Here is a 15,792-nt window from a genome sequence, read left to right on the forward strand (position 1 = left end):
CGGGCCGGTCACCAGGTGGGCGGGCTCGCGATCGCCCGGGCCAGGACGTCGTCCAGGAGCCGTGCGGTGGAAGGAACGTCGAGGTGGGAATTGTCGATGATCGGCAGACCCGAGCCGTACCAGCCGGCCATGCGCCCGTGGATGCGGGCGACCTCCTCGTCGCTGAGGCGGCGGTTGCCCGAGCGCTCGGCGTTGCGCTCCAGGACGATCTCCAGTCCGGGCAGCAGGACGACCGGCAGCAGGCCGGGGCCCACGTGCCGCTTCCAGCCGCCGAGGCCGACGACGGGACGGTCCGGGAAGACGGCGTCGTCCAGAATGCAGGAGATGCCGTTGGCCAGGAAGTTGCGGGCGGCGAAGCCGCAGGTGCGGCGGGCCAGACGGTACTGCGCCTCGGAGTTGTCGTTCCAGCCGGACTGGGGGTCGGCGAAACCGGAACGCACCCATTCGCGCACGTCGTCGAGGCTGATGTGCGCGGTGGGGACGCGGCGGCGGTCCGCCCAGTACTTGGCGACGCTGGTCTTGCCGGCACCCGCGGGGCCGATCAGCAGGACGGCGAGCGTGGTGGCCGTGACGTCGGGCGCGCCCGCGGCGGGCGGGACGTGCGGGATGCCGACGGGGCCTCCCGGCGGAAGGGTCACATGGCCGGTGGTCTCCGGCCGGACCTGCCCGGGCGGGGCGGAGTGCGCGGGCGGCGGGGCGGAATGCGCGGGCGGGCCCGCGGGCGCGGGGGGTGCCTGCGGCGCCGGTGGCACGGGCGGACCGGCCGGCGCGGGTGCGTGGGGCGGCGGCGCGGGCTGCGCCGGCATGTGCGTGGAGGGCACCCCGGGGGGCGGCACCGGGCCGGTGCCGAAGCCCGGCGGTGTCGCCGGGGCGGGGCCCGGGTGACCCTGGGGATGGTGTGCGGCCGGGGACCACACGGTCGCCGGCGGCTGCCCCGGCCGAGGGGGCGGCGGCAGCGGAGCTCCCCCTGCGTGCTGCATCCGGTGCCACTCCGTCTCGTACAGGCTGTCGGTCCCGGCCGCGGGGCCCGACCGCCCGCCGCCTACCGAACGGTACCGTCCCCGGCCGTCGTTGTGTGAACGGCCGGGGACGGCGGGGAGTGCCCGGTGCCTCCGCGGACCGGACCGGGGCGGGTGCGGGACCCGCGCGCGCTCCCGGTGGTTACTCGGCGACTTCGCCGTACGCGGCCAGCAGGACCGCCGGGTCGGGGCCCTCCAGGACGGTCGGCTTGGCGAGACCGTCCAGGACGATGAAGCGGAGAAGGTCGCCGCGGGACTTCTTGTCGACCCTCATGTTCTCCACGAGACGGGGCCACTGGTCGTGCCGGTAGTGCAGGGGCAGCCCGACGGACTCCAGGATGCTGCGGTGCCGGTCGGCGGTGGCGTCGTCCAGGCGGCCCGCCACCCGGCCGAGTTCCGCGGCGAAGTGCATGCCGACGGCGACGGCCGCGCCGTGCCGCCACTTGTAGCGCTCGTTCTTCTCGATGGCGTGACCGAGGGTGTGCCCGTAGTTGAGGATCTCGCGCAGCCCGGACTCCTTGAGGTCGGCGGAGACGACCTCGGCCTTGACCCGGATGGAGCGCTCGATGAGCTCGGCGGTGTGCGGTCCGGCCGGGGTGCGGGCGGCCTGCGGGTCCTCCTCGATGAGGTCGAGGATCACCGGGTCGGCGATGAAGCCCGCCTTGATGACCTCGGCGAGCCCGGAGACGTAGTCGTTGACGGAGAGCGACTCCAGCGCCGCGAGGTCGCACAGCACGCCCGCGGGCGGGTGGAAGGCGCCCACCAGGTTCTTGCCCTCGGCGGTGTTGATGCCGGTCTTGCCGCCGACCGCCGCGTCCACCATGGCGAGCACGGTGGTCGGCACGGCGATCCAGCGCACCCCGCGCAGCCAGGTCGCCGCGACGAAGCCGGCCAGGTCGGTGGTGGCGCCGCCGCCGACGCCGACGATCACGTCGGTGCGGGTGAAGCCGGACTGCCCGAGCGCCTTCCAGCAGTAGGCGGCGACCTCGGCGGTCTTCGCCTCCTCGGCGTTCGGCACCTGGATGGCGATCGCCTCGTAGCCCTGGTCGGCGAGGTCGGCGCGCAGCGCCTCACCGGTCTCGGCGAGCGCCTCGGGGTGCACGACCGCGATCCGCTTGGCCTTCGGCCCGACGAGGGTGCCCAGCTCGCCGAGGAGCTGCCGGCCCACCAGGACCTCGTAGGGCTCGCTGCCCGCCGTGCCGCCGATCTCGATGCGTGTGGCCGACTCGCTCATGTCTGCTTCCACCCCATAGCGTCCAGGACGGCTTGCGCGACCTCTTCCGGGTCGCGTCCGTCGGTGGCCACCACCGCGGTGGCGACCTCTTCGTACAGGTGCCGCCGTGCCTCCATCAGCTCGCGCCACTGCTTGCGCGGGTTGAGGGTCAGCAGCGGCCGGGCGGCGTTCAGGCCCGTGCGCCGGACGGCCTCCTCGACGTCCATCGTGAGGTAGACGACCTTGTGCCCGGCGAGCAGGGCGCGGGTGTCCGGGTCCAGGACGGCGCCGCCGCCGAGCGCCAGGACGCCCTCGTGCTCCTCCAGCGCCCGCCGCACGGCGTCCTTCTCCAGGGCGCGGAAGACCGGCTCGCCCTCGTCGAGGAAGATCTCCGAGACGGTCAGGCCCCGCGCGGCGACGATGTCGGCGTCGGTGTCCCGGTACCCGAGCCCGAGCCGCTCGGCGAGCAGCTCGCCCACGGTGGACTTGCCCACGCCCATCGGGCCGACCAGGACGACGACCGGGGCGGCGCTCACCGGATCGCCAGGTTCTCGAGGAAGGAGGTCACGTTGCGGCGGGTCTCGGCGACGCTGTCGCCGCCGAACTTCTCCGCGACCGCGTCGGCCAGGACCAGCGCGACCATCGCCTCCGCGACGATCCCGGCGGCCGGCACCGCGCACACGTCGGAGCGCTGGTGATGGGCCTGCGCCTGTTCGCCCGTGGCGACGTCCACCGTCCGCAGCGCCCGCGGCACCGTCGCGATGGGCTTCATCGCCGCCCGCACCCGCAGCAGCTCACCCGTGGTGAGGCCGCCCTCGGTGCCGCCGGAGCGCCCCGAGGACCGCCTGATGCCCTCGTCGGTGGCGAGGATCTCGTCGTGCGCCTGCGAGCCCGGCACCCGCGCGAGTTCGAAGCCGTCGCCGACCTCGACGCCCTTGATGGCCTGGATGCCCATCAGCGCGGCGGCGAGCCGGGCGTCCAGCCGCCGGTCCCAGTGCACGTGGGAGCCGAGGCCCACCGGCACGCCGTAGGCGAGCACCTCGACCACGCCGCCGAGGGTGTCGCCGTCCTTGTGGGCCTGGTCGATCCGGTCGACCATCGCCGCGGAGGCGTCCGCGTCCAGGCAGCGCACCGGGTCCGCGTCGAGCCGCTCGACGTCCGCGGGCGTCGGGTACACGCCGTAGGGCGCCCGGGCCTCCGCCAGCTCCACCACGTGGGAGACGATCTCGATGCCTGCGGTCTCCTTGAGGTAGGAGCGGGCCACCGCGCCCAGCGCCACCCGCGCGGCCGTCTCGCGGGCGGAGGCCCGCTCCAGGACGGGCCGCGCCTCGTCGAAGCCGTACTTCTGCATGCCGGCCAGGTCCGCGTGGCCGGGGCGGGGCCGGGTCAGCGGGGCGTTGCGGGCCAGGTCCGCGAGGATCTCGGGGTCGACGGGGTCGGCCGCCATGACCTGCTCCCACTTCGGCCACTCGGTGTTGCCCACCATGACCGCGACCGGGGAGCCCAGCGTGAGTCCGTGCCGCACGCCGCCGAGGAAGGTGACCTCGTCGCGTTCGAATTTCATCCGGGCGCCGCGCCCGTAGCCGAGCCGTCGCCTCGCCAGGTGGTCGGCCACCATGTCGGTGGTGATCGGTACGCCGGCGGGAAGACCCTCCAGCGTCGCGACAAGTGCGGGACCGTGGGACTCACCGGCGGTCAGCCAACGCAGCCTGCTCAACGAAGCTCCTCAGTGCTCGCGCCCCGACACTGCCCTCCGTACACGTGTCCTCGCGTACGGAGACGGCGTGACCGGGGTGCGCGGTGCCGGCCCGCCGCCTGAATCCTCCCACGTCCCCGGGGAGGAACCGGCCGTCGGTCCACACAGCGGACGCGGCCGCCCTGCACCGGCCCCGGCGCGGGACGTGCTCAGCGGGCCCCGAGGGCCTGCTCCCCCGCCTTGCGCATGGCCTCCAGGGGCGCGGCGGGCACGCCCGTCATCCGTTCGACCTGGAGGACGGCCTGGTGCACGAGGAGGTCGAGCCCGCCGAGGACGGCACCGCCGCCGGCCGACCAGCGCGCCGCCAGGGCGGTCGGCCAGGGCTCGTAGAGGACGTCGAAGAGGGTCCCGGGCCGCTCGGGCACGGCACCGGCGAGCGCGTCGGTCGCTCCGGCGGGGGTGGTGGCGATCACCAGGGGGGCGCCGAGCGCCTCCCCGGCCCGCTCCCAGTCCCGGACGGTGACCGGCACGCCAAGTCGCGCGCCCCACTCCCGCATCTCGGCGGCGCGGGCCTCGCTGCGCACATGGGCGAGGACCTCGCCGGTGCACACCCGGGCGAGGGCGGCGAGGGCGGAGGAGGCGGTGGCGCCCGCGCCGAGGATCGCGGCGGACTCCACCTGTTCGATGCCCCGCTCGCGCAGCGCGGCGACCATCCCGGGGATGTCGGTGTTGTCGCCGTGCCGGCGGCCGTCCTCGGTGAACACCACGGTGTTGACGGCCTCGACGGAGGCCGCCGTCTCACTGATCCCGTCGAGCAGGGGGATGACGGCCCGCTTGAGCGGCATCGTGAGCGAGAGCCCCGCCCACTCGCCCCCGAGCTCCTCCAGGAACCCCGGCAGCCCCGCCTCGTCCACCTCGAACCGGTCGTAGGACCAGCCGGTGAGCCCCAGCTCCGCGTAGGCGGCGCGGTGCAGCACCGGGGAGAGGGAGTGGGCGATCGGGGAGCCGAGCACGGCCGCCCGGCGGTCGCTGTCGGAGCCGGTCATCTGCGCGTCGTCATCCCTTGTTCTGGTTTTCCAGGTACTTCTGGCGGTTCCGGTTCTGCTCCTCGTTGGTCTCGGCGAAGAGCGTCTTGTCCTCGCTGACCGAGACGAAGTAGTACCAGTTCCCCTCGGCCGGGTTGAGGGCGGCCTTGATCGCGACGTCGCCGGGGTTGCCGATCGGCCCGGGCGGCAGACCCTTGATCTTGTACGTGTTGTACGGGTCGTCGAGCTGGCGGAGCTGGTTCACGGAACCGGTGGCCAGCTTGGACTCGCCGCGCAGGTAGTTGACCGTGGAGTCGAAGTCGAGCAGCCCGTAGGTCTCGGTGTTGTCCTTCTTCAGCCGGTTGTAGACGACCCGGGCGACCTTCTCGAAGTCGGACTTGTTCTTGCCCTCCGCCTGGACCAGGCTCGCCACGGTGAGGACCTGCAGCGGGCTGTCGAGGCCGAGGCTCTTGGCCTTCGCGTCCAGGCCCAGCTCGGCGTACCGCTTCTTCGCCTGGTTGACCATGTCGGCGAGCACGTCCTCGGGCTTCATGCCCTTGGACGCGGCGTAGCTGGAGGGGAAGAGGAATCCTTCCAGCGGGTCCTTTATGGCCTCGTCGCTGTTGGCCCAGCTCGGCAGGCCGAGCTTGGACCACTTCTTCGCGGCGACACCCTTGGTGGTGCCCTTCTCCAGGCCGAGCTTCTTGTCGAGGTCCGCGTAGACCGCGGCGTTCCGCTCGCCCTCGAAGACGATCAGGCTGTTGCGGCTCTTGGGATCGAGCATCAGGGCGACGGCGCTGGCGGCGGACATCTGCTTGCGCAGCGTGTAGGCGCCCGCCTGGATGGTGTTGCCCTGCGGGTTGTTGGCCTGGGCGGCGACGAACGCGTCGACGCTCTTGACCACGCCGGCCTTCTTCAGCAGCTGCCCGATGGCGGCGCCGTTGGTGCCCTTCTCGACGGTGACCGTGACGTTCTCGCCGGTGCCCTCGCCCGCGTAGTCCGGGGCGGTGCCGTAACGGTTCTGGTAGAAGTGGTAGCCGACATATCCGACACCGCCGAGGCCGCCGCCGAAGACGAGGACGACCACCAGGCAGGCGCAGCCGTTGCGGCGCTTGCGGCCCTTGTCCTTGCCGCCCTTGGCGCCCTTGACGGGGGCACGCCCCTTGCCGCGGCGGCCTTCGGGGGCGTCCCGTTCCTCGGGGTCGTCGGAGTCCTCCGCCGGGTCGCCGGCGCCCGGCCCGTCCGGATCGCCCGCGAAGAAGGGGTGTTCCTCCTCCTCGGGCGGCCCCGGATCCCAGTCCGGGCGCGGCTCGGTGCCGGTGGCGGGCTGGGCGGCGTAGGCCTCGCCCTGCTCGGCGGCGTACGGAACCTGCGGCTGCTGCGCCCCCGCCGGGACCTGCGGCTGCTGTCCGGGACCGGGCGCCTGCGGCTGCTGTGCCATGCCGTCCCAGCCGGCGTTGCCCTGCCCCTGCCCGTACTGCTGGACATGGCCGGCGTAGCCCTGCCCGTCCTGCTGGGGGTAGCCGCCCTGCACGTTCTGGTACGGCCGGCCGTACTGGTCGTGGCCCTGGTAGTGCTGCCCCTGCTGCTCCGGGTACTGCTGCTGGTAGGGCTGCTGTCCCTGGTCGTAGCCGGGCTGCTGCTGCGCCTGGCTCCAGTCGCCGTAACCCTGCGCCTGCGGCTGCTGATGGCCGCCGTAGGGGGACTGGCCGGCGGGCGCCTGCTGTCCTCCCCATCCGCCGTCCCCGTACAACGGGTCCTCGGGATGCCACGGTTCGGAGCCCGGGCCCCGGCCATACTCAGTCATCGATCCCCTAGAGCCGCGAGGCCTCCATCGTGCCGCGCCCGTGCCCGGCTTTGGTTCCGCCTCTTGCTGTGCGGTGGCTGTTCGAACCCCATCCGCATGGCGCGGAACGTTACCGTATCGCGATCAGATGACCACTTCGACGCCCTCGCCGGGAGACGAACCTGACACCCGTTCGGATTCCAGGGCCTGCTGGAGGATGATCACAGCGGCGGCCTGGTCGATCACGGAACGCCCCTTCTTGGACTTCACGCCGGAGGCGCGCAGCCCCTGGCTCGCCGTGACGGTCGTCATCCGCTCGTCGAGCAGGCGCACCGGCACGGGCGCGATCAGCCCCGCCAGTTCCTGGGCGAAACCGCGCACCTTGACGGCCGCCGGGCCCTCGCCCCCCTTGAGGGAACGCGGCAGCCCGACGACGACCTCGATCGGCTCGTACTCCTCGACGAGCTGTTTGAGCCTGCGGTGGGCGGCGGGCACGTCCCGCCCCGGGACCGTCTCCACCGGGGTGGCGAGGATCCCGTCGGGGTCGCAGGAGGCGACCCCGATCCGGGCGTCCCCGACGTCGATCGCGAGGCGGCGTCCCCGGCGCACTACTTGACCGTCTCGGCGACGAGGCGTTCGACGGCGTCCACGGCCTCGCCGACGGCGGCCGGGTTCTGCCCACCGCCCTGGGCGACGTCCGGCTTGCCGCCACCGCCGCCACCGAGCGTCTTGGCGGCGGTGCGCACCAGGTCACCGGCCTTGAGACCGCGCTCGCGGGCGGCCTCGTTGGTGGCGATGACCGTGAGCGGCCTGCCGTTGTTCACGGCGAACAGGGCGACCACGGCGGCCCGGCCGCCCTGGATGCGGCCGCGCACGTCGAGGACCAGCTTGCGCAGGTCGTCGGCGGAGGTGCCGTCCGGGACCTGCCCGGTGACCAGGGCGAGGCCGCGCACGTCCTTGGCGGACTCGGCGAGGCCGCCGGCGGCCTGGAGCACCTTCTCGGCGCGGAACTTCTCGATCTCCTTCTCGGCGTCCTTGAGCCGGGCGAGCATGCCGGCGACCTTCTCCGGCAGTTCCTCCGGGCGGCCCTTGACCAGCTCGGTGAGCTGGTGGACGACCGTGTGCTCGCGGGCCAGGAAGCTGTAGGCGTCGACGCCGACCAGGGCCTCGATGCGGCGCACGCCGGAACCGATGGACGACTCGCCCAGCAGCTTGACCAGGCCGAGCTGGGCGGTGTTGTGGACGTGCGTACCGCCGCACAGCTCCTTGGAGAAGTCGCCGATGGTCACGACGCGCACGCGCTCGCCGTACTTCTCCCCGAACTCGGCGATGGCGCCCTGCTTCTTGGCCTCGTCGATGCCCATGACGTCGGCGCGGACGTCCAGGTCGCGGGCGAGCACCTCGTTGATCTTCTGCTCGACGTCGGTCATCACGGCCGTCGGAACGGCGGCCGGGGAGCCGAAGTCGAAGCGGAAGCGGCCGGGCTGGTTCTCGGAACCGGCCTGGGCGGCCGTCGGGCCGAGGGCGTCGCGCAGGGCCTGGTGGGTGAGGTGGGTGGCCGAGTGGGCGCGGGCGATGGCCTTGCGGCGGCGGTCGTCGATCGAGGCCTGGGCCCTGGCGCCGACGGTCACCTCGCCGACCTGGACGACGCCCTTGTGGACGTAGACGCCCGGCACCGGCTTCTGGCAGTCGCGGATCTCGATGACGGCACCGGAGTCGGTCCGGATGCGGCCGGTGTCACCGATCTGGCCGCCGCCCTCGGCGTAGAACGGGGTGCGGTCGAGGACGATCTCGACCTCGTCGCCCTCGGTGGCGGCCGGCGAGGAGAGGCCGTCGACGAGGATGCCGACGACGGTGGACTCGCCCTCGGTCTCCGTGTAGCCGATGAAGTCGGTGGCGCCGGCACTGTCGGCGATCTCGCGGTAGGCGCCGAGGTCGGCGTGACCGGTCTTCTTGGCCAGGGCGTCGGCCTTGGCGCGCTCCCGCTGTTCCTTCATCAGGCGGCGGAAGCCGTCCTCGTCCACGGACAGCCCCTGCTCGGCGGCCATCTCCAGGGTGAGGTCGATGGGGAAGCCCCAGGTGTCGTGGAGCAGGAACGCCTTGTCGCCGGCGAGCACGGTGGAACCGGCGGCCTTGGTCTCGGTGACGGCGGTGTCGAGCACGTTGGTGCCGGCGTTGAGGGTCTTGAGGAAGCGGGCCTCCTCGGCGAGGGCGACCTTCTCGATGCGCTCGCGGTCGGTGACCAGCTCCGGGTACTGCTGTCCCATCGTGGCGATCACGGTCTCGACGAGGTCCTTGACGACCGGACCGGTGGCGCCGAGGAGGCGCATGTTGCGGATGGCGCGGCGCATGATGCGGCGCAGCACGTAGCCGCGGCCCTCGTTGCCCGGGGTGACGCCGTCGCCGATGAGCATCACGGAGGTGCGCATGTGGTCGGTGACCACGCGCAGGGAGACGTCCGAGTCGTGGGCGTCGCCGTAGGCGACACCGGTCAGCTCGGTGGCCTTGCCGATGACGGCCATGGAGGTGTCGATCTCGTACAGGTTCTGCACGCCCTGGAGGATCATGGCGAGCCGTTCGAGACCGAGACCGGTGTCGATGTTCTTGCTCGGCAGGTCGCCGAGGATCTCGAAGTCCTCCTTGCCGATGCCCTCGCCCCGCTCGTACTGCATGAAGACGAGGTTCCAGATCTCCACGTACCGCTCGTCGTTGACGGCGGGGCCGCCCTCGACGCCGAACTCGGGGCCGCGGTCGTAGTTGATCTCGGAGCAGGGGCCGCAGGGGCCGGGGACGCCCATGGACCAGAAGTTGTCCTTCTTGCCCAGGCGCTGGATCCGCTCGGCGGGGACGCCGACGATGTCGCGCCAGATGCGCTCGGCCTCGTCGTCCTCCTCGTAGACGGTGATCCAGAGCTTCTCGGCCTCCAGGCCGTAACCGCCCTTGTCCTGGGGCGTGGTGAGCAGCTCCCAGGCGAGCTTGGCGGCGCCCTCCTTGAAGTAGTCGCCGAAGGAGAAGTTGCCGCACATCTGGAAGAACGTGCCGTGCCGGGTGGTCTTGCCGACCTCCTCGATGTCCGGCGTGCGCACGCACTTCTGGACGCTGGTGGCACGGTCGAACGGCGGCTTGACCTCGCCCAGGAAGTAGGGCTTGAAGGGCACCATGCCGGCGGGAACGAGGAGCAGAGTCGGGTCGTCCGCGATGAGCGACGCCGAAGGGACGACGGTGTGCCCGCGCTCCTCGAAGAAGCTCAGCCAGCGGCGGCGGATCTCGGCCGACTCCATCAGTGGTCCTCATTCCGGTTGTACGAGTGGTACGTCGGCCTCTCGACGTACCGCGGTGTGTCGTGGTTCTCGATGGCGGCGTACCGCCGGGGCGCGGGGAGTTCGTGCTCGGGGACGGGGGCGTTGATGCCCAGCGCGTCGCCCAGCTCCGCCTCCCGGCGGGCCATGTTGTCGCGGACGTCGAGCGCGAAGCCGACGGCCCGGTGCTTGATCCGGTGGCCGGCCTCCAGGGCCTTGTCGGCCGCGGTGGCGGCGAGGCTCTCCGGGGTGAGCCGCCTCAGCTTGCGGTTGACCTTGGTGGTGGCCCAGACGCCTGCGGCGACGCCGGTGCCGAACCAGAACGTACGGCGGAACATGGCTGGGTCAGTTCCCCTTTTCGCGGTGGGCGCGGTCGGCGGCCCGCTGGGCGCGCCTGACCCGGCGGGCCGACGGGACGGTGCGCCCGACGATCACCTCGCGCCGGGGCTCGGCGGACGGCCGGTCCTCGCGGCGGCCGGTGAGGGCGCGGCGCACGCCGTAGCCGAACGCGGCGACCTTGACCAGGGGGCCGCCGAAGGTGGAGGCGACGGTCGTGGACAGCGCCGAGGCGTTGGACGTGACTTCCTGGACGTCGCTCGCGATGGCGTCGACCCGGTCGATCTGGGTCTGGGCCGAGCGGACCGCCGCGGAGGCGTCGTTGAGCAGCGGGACGGCCTGTTCGGTCACGTCCGCGACGAGTTTGGTGGTCGCCCGGAGCGTCTGGGCCAGCCTCGCCAGTGCCACGGCGAGGAAGGAGACCAGGATCGCCCAGAACACGGCCACCAGGATCCCGGCCACCTCTCCACCGGACACCTGTGCGCACCCGCTCCCTGAAACGTGTCTGACCGTCGAGTCCACTGAACCCGTCGGTCGTGTCGAAACGCGCCGGACCCGGCGACGAGCAGTACCCCCGAGCCTATCGCGCCCGGGGTGCCGGTCCGTACCGCATTACCGGCGCCGGCGCCCGCAAACGCCGGAGCCCGCCGCCCCGGCCACGAGGGCGGGGCGACGGGCCCGGGCACACGGTGTGCGCCGCGTCCGCTGAGGGGTGATCAGCGGGCGTAGTACTCGACGACGAGCTGCTCGTCGCAGATCACCGGGATCTCCTTGCGGTTCGGCTCGCGGTCCAGGCGGAACGCCAGGGCCTTGAGGTTCACCTGGAGGTAGCGCGGGGTCTCGCCCTCGGGGGCGAAGCCGCCCTCGCGGGCGATGGAGAAGAGGGTCTTCTCACGGCTGCGCTCACGGACCATGACGACGTCGTCCGGCTTCACGCGGAAGGACGGCTTGTCGACCTTGTGGCCGTTGACCTCGATGTGGCCGTGGACGACCATCTGCCGGGCCTGGTAGATCGTGCGGGCGATGCCCGAACGCAGGACCAGCGCGTCGAGACGGCGCTCGAGCTCGATGACCAGGGCCTCACCGGTCTTGCCCTGCGTCTTGGCGGCACGCTCGTAGGCGCGGACGAGCTGGCGCTCGGACACGTCGTACTGCGCGCGCAGACGCTGCTTCTCGAGCAGACGGACCTTGTAGTCCGAGTTCTGCTTGCGGCCGCGGCCGTGCTCACCCGGCGGGTAGGGGCGGGCCTCGAAGTACTTGACGGCCTTCGGGGTCAGCGCGATGCCGAGGGCACGCGACTTCTTGACCTTGGGGCGGGACTGGTTCGCCACTTCTTCTTCTCTTCTCTTCGCTTACGGCTTCACCAGGGTTACGGGAGGTCGCATCCGCAGCCGGGGAAACCCGCCGGGTCCGGTGAACCGGGCCTGCCGGGCAGCCGCTCCCCTGATCTGGGCACATACGTGCAGCACGCGAGTGGCCCACCGACCGGGGCCCCGGGGTCCGTGGGGACCTCGGGGGTGGTGGTGGGCTGCCCGCGACACCTTCGACGGTGCGCGACGCTCCTGGATCCTCCCGCCGCGGGGCGAGGAGGTTCCGGCTGGGTGTCCCGCTCTGGTGGCGTCGACCGGGGCCGACACGGGACGCAGCACTTCGGGCGAGTCTACAGGGCGGCGGGCACTGCTCTCGACCGGGGCGGCCGCGGCACGGAGCCGCCCGGGGCCCGGCGCCGGTACCGCCGCCCCGGCGCCCCGGCGTCCGTGTCGCCGCGGGGCCACGGCTGCTCGCCGTCGCTACGGCTGCTTGCGGCCGAGGTGCTTGCGGGTCCACTCCACGGCGTCCGCGTACCGGGCCTCCCCGCCGTGCCGGGTCGGTTGGTAGTAGGCGCGGTCCTTCAGTGCGTCCGGGGCGTACTGCTGGGCGGCGATGCCCTCGGGCAGGTCGTGCGGGTAGACGTAGCCCTGGGCGTGGCCGAGCTTGGCGGCGCCCTTGTAGTGCCCGTCGCGCAGATGGGCGGGGACGGGGCCGGCGAGGCCCTTGCGGACGTCCTCCAGGGCGGCGCCTATCGCGGTCGTCGCGGCGTTGGACTTGGGGGCGAGCGCGAGGGCGATGGTGGCGTGGCTGAGGGTGAGCGCGGCCTCCGGGAAGCCGATCATCGCGACGGCCTGGGCTGCGGCGACGGCGGTGGGCAGGGCCGTCGGGTCGGCGAGGCCGATGTCCTCGCTGGCGGAGATCATCAGCCGGCGGGCGATGAACCGGGGGTCCTCCCCGGCCTCGATCATGCGGGCCAGGTAGTGCAGCGCGGCGTCCACGTCGGAGCCGCGGATGGACTTGATGAGGGCGCTGGCCACGTCGTAGTGCTGGTCGCCGGAACGGTCGTACTTCACCGCGGCCCGGTCGACCGTCTCCTCCAGGGTGGTCAGGCCGATCTCGGGCTCGCCCTTGTCCAGCGCGGCGCCGGCGGCCGCCTCCAGGGCCGTCAGCGCCCGCCGGGCGTCGCCGCCCGCGATCCGCAGCAGGTGCGCCTCGGTCTCCTCGGGCAGGGTGACGGCGCCCTTCAGGCCGCGCTCGTCGGCCAGTGCCCGGTGGAGCAGCCCGCGCAGATCCTCGTCGGTGAGGGGTTCGAGGGTGAGCAGGAGGGAGCGGGAGAGCAGCGGGGAGATGACCGAGAAATAGGGGTTCTCGGTGGTCGCGGCGATCAGGGTGACCCAGCGGTTCTCGACGGCGGGCAGCAGGGAGTCCTGCTGGGCCTTGCTGAAGCGGTGGATCTCGTCGAGGAAGAGCACGGTCTCCGTGCCGTAGCCGCCGGTGGCGCGGCGGGCGCCGTCGATGACCGCGCGGACCTCCTTGACGCCGGCGGTGATCGCGGAGAGCTCCACGAACCGCTTGTTGGTGGCCTTGGAGACGACGTACGCCAGGGTGGTCTTGCCGGTGCCGGGCGGGCCCCAGAGGATCACCGAGGAGGGGCCGGCCGGGCTGCCCGCGGAGGTGCCCTCGCCGACCAGCCGGCGCAACGGGGAGCCGGGCTTGAGCAGGTGCTGCTGGCCCATGACCTCGTCGAGGCTGCGCGGGCGCATCCGGACGGCCAGGGGGCTGGCGGCCGGGTCCTTCTCCTGACGGGCCTCGGCGGCGGCGGTGAACAGGTCGGGTTCCACGGAGAAAACCCTAAGTCACGCCACTGACAAACCGCGGCCGGCCGTCGGGAGCGCCCACACCGGGGCCGGCCCGGGAAGGGCCACGGGCTCAGGAGGCCCAGAGCTGGCTGCCCCAGCGGGTGAACACCAGCATGGCGATGATGCCCACGTGGGTGACCGGCAGGACCCAGGTGAACTCGCTCAGGAAGTTCTTCACCGGGCGGGGGGCGGGAAGGAAGTCGTTGCGCACGTTGTGCGAGGTCACGTACCAGAACATGGTGATCGTGATCACCCAGGCCAGGGAGCACCACAGGCACAGGGCGTTGATCTCGTAGAGCGTCTGGAACTGCAGCCAGGTGCAGAAGCCCACGCCGAACAGCGTGCCGAAGTTGAAGGTGAGCCAGTACCAGCGGGGGAAGCGGACGCGGGTGAGCAGGGTGACGCCGACGCAGATGACGATGCCGTAGCAGACGAGGCCGAGGAACGGGTTGGGGAACCCGAAGACGGCGGCCTGCTTGCTCTCCATCACGCTGCCGCAGGAGACGATCGGGTTGATGCTGCAGTTCGGGGTGAACGTCCTGCCCTCGGCCTTGGCCTCGGCAATCTTGATCTTGTCCAGGGTGATGACCCAGGAGGCGAGCAGGCCGAGGGCGCCGGTGATCACCAGCATCACGGAGAAGGCGCGGCCGGCGCCGACGGGGCGGGGCGCGTCGCCGCGCTGGGGCTCCGGGTCGGTCGCTTCTGTGGAGACGTCCCTGACTGTCGTCTTGCTCATCACGCCGATTCCGTCGTTGAGGTGGCTGGGCGGGCAGGGTCATTGTGCCGCACGGAAGGGCCTGTTCACCGTTGGCTGCGAATAAGGAGGGGCGGCCGGGGGGTACGAGGTGCCGGGTTCACGCCATCGAAGGACGGCGCGGGGGCACGGGTGAGCGAACGCGGGGGCGGGCGTTCGTTTCCCCGACGGCGCCGACGCCCCGCTCCCCCGTGCGGGAGGCGGGGCGCCCCTGGCGCCTCAGCCCAGGCGGGTCTCCAGCTCGGCGACGATCTCGTTGAGGCCCACCGGGGCCTGCTCGCCGGACTCCATGTCCTTGAGCTGGACGACGCCCTCGGCGAGATCCCGCTCGCCGGCGACGATCGCGTACCGCGCACCGCTGCGGTTCGCGTTCTTCATCGCGCCCTTGAGCCCCTTGCCGCCGTAGGCGAAGTCCGTCGCGATGCCGAGCCTGCGCAGCTCGGTCACCTTCGCGAACAGCACCCGCCGTGCCTCCTCGCCGAGCGGCACCGCGTAGACGCTGGTGACCGACGGCAGCGGCAGTTCGATGCCCTCCGCCTCCAGTGCGAGGACCGTGCGGTCCACGCCCAGCGCCCAGCCGACCGAGGGCAGCGCGGGGCCGCCGATCATCTCGGAGAGCCCGTCGTAGCGGCCGCCGCCGCCCACCGCGGACTGGGAGCCCAGGCCGTCGTGGACGAACTCGAAGGTCGTCCGGGTGTAGTAGTCCAGGCCGCGCACGAGCCGCGGGTCGTCCTCGAAGGCGACGCCGGCCGCGCGGAGCAGCTCGCGGACCTCCTCGTGGTACGCCTTGCACGCGTCGCACAGGTAGTCGCGCAGGATCGGGGCGTCGGTGAGCTGCTTCTGGACGTCGGGGCGCTTGTCGTCGAGGACGCGCAGCGGGTTGATCTCCGCGCGGCGCAGGGTCTCCTCGTCGAGGTCGAGGCCGCGCAGGAAGTCCTGGAGGGCGGCGCGGTAGACCGGCCGGCACTCCTTGTCCCCGAGGCTGTTGAGCAGGATGCGGAAGCCGCGCAGACCCAGCGAGCGGTACGCCTGGTCGGCGAGGATGATCAACTCGGCGTCGAGCGCCGGGTCCTCCGCGCCGATCGCCTCGGCGCCGACCTGGGAGAAGTGGCGGTAGCGGCCCTTCTGGGGGCGCTCGTAGCGGTAGTAGGAGCCCGAGTACCAGAGCTTGACCGGGAGGTTGCCCGCCTTGTGGAGGTTGGCCTCCAGGGCGGCGCGCAGCACGGAGGCGGTGCCCTCGGGGCGCAGGGCGAGCCGGTCGCCGCCCTTGGTCTCGAAGGCGTACATCTCCTTGGTCACGATGTCGGTGGACTCGCCGACGCCGCGGGCGAAGAGGTCGACGCTCTCGAAGCCGGGCGTCTCGATGTAGCCGTAGCCGGAATTGCGCAGCGGCCGGGCGATCGCCTCGCGCACCGCCAGGAAGGTGGCGGAGTCGGGCGGCAGCAGGTCGTACGTGCCCTTGGGGGCCTTGAAAGTGCTCACGGAGGGTTTCTC

The 15,792-nt window shown here is 72.4% G+C and carries 14 protein-coding genes; all 14 read right to left on the minus strand.

Features of this window, described 5'->3' with window-relative positions; translation table 11 throughout:
* Positions 1-8 precede the first annotated feature (8 nt).
* Positions 9-980, minus strand: a complete 972-nt coding sequence (locus tag OHB09_RS05580; RefSeq protein WP_191854444.1) for an AAA family ATPase — start codon at positions 978-980, stop codon at positions 9-11.
* 181 nt (positions 981-1,161) lie between these two features.
* A complete protein-coding gene (gene aroB, locus OHB09_RS05585) occupies positions 1,162-2,253 on the minus strand; it encodes a 3-dehydroquinate synthase (protein ID WP_328921679.1) in 1,092 nt (363 codons plus the stop codon).
* The gene (locus tag OHB09_RS05590; protein WP_086010976.1) at positions 2,250-2,732 is read right to left on the minus strand and encodes a shikimate kinase; all 483 of its coding nucleotides are present in this window, start codon (positions 2,730-2,732) and stop codon (positions 2,250-2,252) included. Before OHB09_RS05590 ends, aroB begins: the two co-directional genes overlap by 4 nt.
* Before the next feature lie 32 nt (positions 2,733-2,764).
* Entirely contained in the window at positions 2,765-3,949 is a 1,185-nt protein-coding gene (gene aroC / locus OHB09_RS05595; RefSeq protein WP_006141593.1) for a chorismate synthase, read from the minus strand.
* A 188-nt stretch (positions 3,950-4,137) separates the two neighbouring features.
* Entirely contained in the window at positions 4,138-4,974 is an 837-nt protein-coding gene (locus OHB09_RS05600) for a shikimate dehydrogenase (RefSeq protein ID WP_006141594.1), read from the minus strand.
* A gap of 10 nt (positions 4,975-4,984) precedes the next feature.
* Entirely contained in the window at positions 4,985-6,760 is a 1,776-nt protein-coding gene (mltG, locus tag OHB09_RS05605) for an endolytic transglycosylase MltG (protein WP_191854443.1), read from the minus strand.
* Positions 6,761-6,883: 123 nt separating this feature from the next.
* Complete coding sequence (gene ruvX, locus OHB09_RS05610; RefSeq protein ID WP_006141598.1) at positions 6,884-7,348, minus strand: Holliday junction resolvase RuvX; 465 nt, start codon at positions 7,346-7,348, stop codon at positions 6,884-6,886.
* Positions 7,348-10,020, minus strand: a complete 2,673-nt coding sequence (gene alaS / locus OHB09_RS05615) for an alanine--tRNA ligase (RefSeq protein ID WP_167795550.1) — start codon at positions 10,018-10,020, stop codon at positions 7,348-7,350. The genes ruvX and alaS overlap by 1 nt, the downstream gene beginning before the upstream one ends.
* Positions 10,020-10,376, minus strand: a complete 357-nt coding sequence (locus OHB09_RS05620) for a hypothetical protein (RefSeq protein ID WP_006141600.1) — start codon at positions 10,374-10,376, stop codon at positions 10,020-10,022. The genes alaS and OHB09_RS05620 overlap by 1 nt, the downstream gene beginning before the upstream one ends.
* Positions 10,377-10,383: 7 nt before the next feature.
* Positions 10,384-10,851 (minus strand): DUF948 domain-containing protein, encoded by a 468-nt coding sequence (locus tag OHB09_RS05625; RefSeq protein ID WP_006141601.1) that lies wholly within the window; start codon positions 10,849-10,851, stop codon positions 10,384-10,386.
* A 239-nt stretch (positions 10,852-11,090) separates the two neighbouring features.
* Entirely contained in the window at positions 11,091-11,705 is a 615-nt protein-coding gene (gene rpsD / locus OHB09_RS05630; RefSeq protein WP_006141602.1) for a 30S ribosomal protein S4, read from the minus strand.
* A gap of 459 nt (positions 11,706-12,164) precedes the next feature.
* Positions 12,165-13,526, minus strand: coding sequence for a replication-associated recombination protein A (locus tag OHB09_RS05635; RefSeq protein WP_006141603.1), 1,362 nt, complete (start codon positions 13,524-13,526; stop codon positions 12,165-12,167).
* Positions 13,527-13,614: 88 nt separating this feature from the next.
* A complete protein-coding gene (locus tag OHB09_RS05640; protein WP_006141605.1) occupies positions 13,615-14,280 on the minus strand; it encodes a vitamin K epoxide reductase family protein in 666 nt (221 codons plus the stop codon).
* A 237-nt stretch (positions 14,281-14,517) separates the two neighbouring features.
* Complete coding sequence (gene hisS / locus OHB09_RS05645) at positions 14,518-15,780, minus strand: histidine--tRNA ligase (RefSeq protein ID WP_093592649.1); 1,263 nt, start codon at positions 15,778-15,780, stop codon at positions 14,518-14,520.
* Positions 15,781-15,792: the final 12 nt, after the last annotated feature.

The organism is Streptomyces griseoaurantiacus, from assembly GCF_036189845.1.
In the GTDB taxonomy this organism is placed as follows: domain Bacteria; phylum Actinomycetota; class Actinomycetes; order Streptomycetales; family Streptomycetaceae; genus Streptomyces; species Streptomyces griseoaurantiacus.

What these genes read in the sequence shown, in the direction of transcription:
- alaS (WP_167795550.1), bottom strand. Translation starts at nt 10,020, where the DNA reads ATGGAGTCGGCCGAGATCCGCCGCCGCTGGCTGAGCTTCTTCGAGGAG.
- OHB09_RS05640 (WP_006141605.1), bottom strand. Translation starts at nt 14,280, where the DNA reads ATGAGCAAGACGACAGTCAGGGACGTCTCCACAGAAGCGACCGACCCG.
- mltG (WP_191854443.1), bottom strand. Translation starts at nt 6,760, where the DNA reads ATGACTGAGTATGGCCGGGGCCCGGGCTCCGAACCGTGGCATCCCGAG.
- OHB09_RS05620 (WP_006141600.1), bottom strand. Translation starts at nt 10,376, where the DNA reads ATGTTCCGCCGTACGTTCTGGTTCGGCACCGGCGTCGCCGCAGGCGTC.
- OHB09_RS05600 (WP_006141594.1), bottom strand. Translation starts at nt 4,974, where the DNA reads ATGACCGGCTCCGACAGCGACCGCCGGGCGGCCGTGCTCGGCTCCCCG.
- aroB (WP_328921679.1), bottom strand. Translation starts at nt 2,253, where the DNA reads ATGAGCGAGTCGGCCACACGCATCGAGATCGGCGGCACGGCGGGCAGC.
- OHB09_RS05590 (WP_086010976.1), bottom strand. Translation starts at nt 2,732, where the DNA reads ATGGGCGTGGGCAAGTCCACCGTGGGCGAGCTGCTCGCCGAGCGGCTC.
- OHB09_RS05580 (WP_191854444.1), bottom strand. Translation starts at nt 980, where the DNA reads ATGCAGCACGCAGGGGGAGCTCCGCTGCCGCCGCCCCCTCGGCCGGGG.